Origin of the sequence: Frankia gtarii, from assembly GCF_025403375.1 — a bacterium.
Classification (GTDB): domain Bacteria; phylum Actinomycetota; class Actinomycetes; order Frankiales; family Frankiaceae; genus Frankia; species Frankia gtarii.
This window is the reverse complement of sequence record NZ_JAMPTM010000509.1, coordinates 1-1,815: the sequence shown is the minus strand read 5'-3', so window position 1 is coordinate 1,815 and position 1,815 is coordinate 1. Positions and strand designations below refer to the sequence as shown.

At 68.5% G+C, this 1,815-nt stretch carries 1 protein-coding gene; it reads right to left on the bottom strand.

Annotation, left to right across the window (positions count from 1 at the left end):
- Positions 1-1,815: P-loop NTPase fold protein (locus NBZ83_RS31930; RefSeq protein ID WP_261576485.1), on the bottom strand; the 1,815-nt coding region annotated here is incomplete at both ends.

The window sequence follows — 1,815 nt, the reverse complement described above, 5'->3', positions numbered from 1 at the left end:
TGTATAAGAGACAGACCCGATCTTGGTGCTGGTGCTGGCGTCGGTCCTGGTCCTGGCGTTGGTGCCGGTCCTGGCCTGGGTGCCGGTGTTGGTGCCGGCCCCGGTGACGGTGTTGGTGCCGGCCCCGGTGACGGTGACGGTGACGGTGCCGGCCCCGCCGATGGGGACGGTGGTGGGGACGGTTCCGCTGACGGCCAGGGGCTGGAGCCCTGCCTGGAGGGGCCGGCGGCGGACGGTGTTGGTGACGGTGGCGGCAGCAGCGCGGCCAGGTAGTCCACGGCCGCGGGGCCCATGGGGTGGAGTGCGAACGGAATCTGGAAGATCTTGTCGAGCCAGTCGCTGGGGGTCACCGCCGGCGCCGGTTCCGGGCTGGCGTGGTTGGCCAGGGAGGTGAACAGGGTGCGCTGGTGGGCGGCCAGGGATCGGTTCAGCCAGCCGGCATCGACCGCGACGACGACGACGAACAACTGCCGGGCGAGCAGCAGGTGCACCGCGGTCAACACCTCGACGACCCGCTCGGGAGTGCAGCGGTCGAGGTCGTCGACGTAGAGAACGATGCGTTCCAGGCGTTTGAGCGAGGGTGGTTTCTCAGCGCTCCCCACGCCCGCCGACACCTGCCTGGCCCACTCCTGGCGGGCGGCGTTCAGGGCCTGTTCGAGTGCGTCGAGGTCGCTGCTGACCTGACCCACCAGACCCCGATATCCCCGATAGGTGCCGCTGGTGGCGAGGTCGCGCAGAATGCCGGCGAAGCGGACCGTGGCATCGACTTCGGCCAGAGCGATACGGGCTTCGGCCAGGTCGCTCCTGTTCGTGGCGACCTGTTTTTCCAGTTCGGATTTTTCGCCGCGGGAGAACTTCTCCAGCCTCGTGCGGAACAGGTCGTACGGGCCGCGCATCGTTCCGACGATCGCGACGACCGCGAGGATGCTCGGAACGAGCCTCTCGCGTAACGGGTTGGGCTCCCGCCACAGCGCTATCAGGGCGTACGCCGCCCCCGCCACTACTATCGAGCGGGCCAGATTCCGCCAGTTGGCGCGGAACGCCGCGGCCCGCCGCTGGCCTCCTACCTTCACCACTCGCCAGAAACCGGTCGGCAGTCCGGGGCCCGAGGGTGATGCGCCCTCGATTTCGTTGATCCTGGCCTGGTCCCGGTCAACGCTGCCCTCCAGCTGCCGGATCCTCGCGTGCAGCCTGCGCTGTTCGCGCTCTTGATCCCGGATGTCGGCTGGATCGGGCGGGGTGTCCGTCTCGTCCTTGGCAAGTTCGATGAACAGCCGGTCGATGAGTCCGGTCCAGACGTGGTTGTCGCTGTAATGCCAGGCGTTGAAGGTGATCTGGCGGATGTTCTCGACGAAGGCACCGCGGCCGGCGTGCTCGGGTGGCAGGTCGGCCCGCACCGTCACCTGGTCCTGAACCTGGCGCAGTACGGTGGATTTCCCCGCCCCCCATTCCCCCAGCACGGCGATCGCCAGCGGCGGGGTGGTGGTGGACGCGGCGATCAGCGTCGCCAGCATATTCACATCGTCGGTGACCCCGAGCAGGTCCACGGCGCTGGGTTCATCGCTGTAGATCTCCGCGAGTGCGCCGACCGGTAGCGGGACGGCGGGGATGCCGGTACCGCGGACCTGCCGTCCCCTGCGCCGGTCCCAGATCCGGATCGTCTGATCGCCGACACTGACGATCTCCGAGCCGTCTGGGGTGACGGCTACTGCCCGGACCCAGTCGGTGTGGCCGGTGAGGGTGGTTTGTTCGGTGCCGTTCTGGCGGTCCCAGATGCGGATCGTGCCGTCGTCGCTGCCGCTGATGATCTGTTGG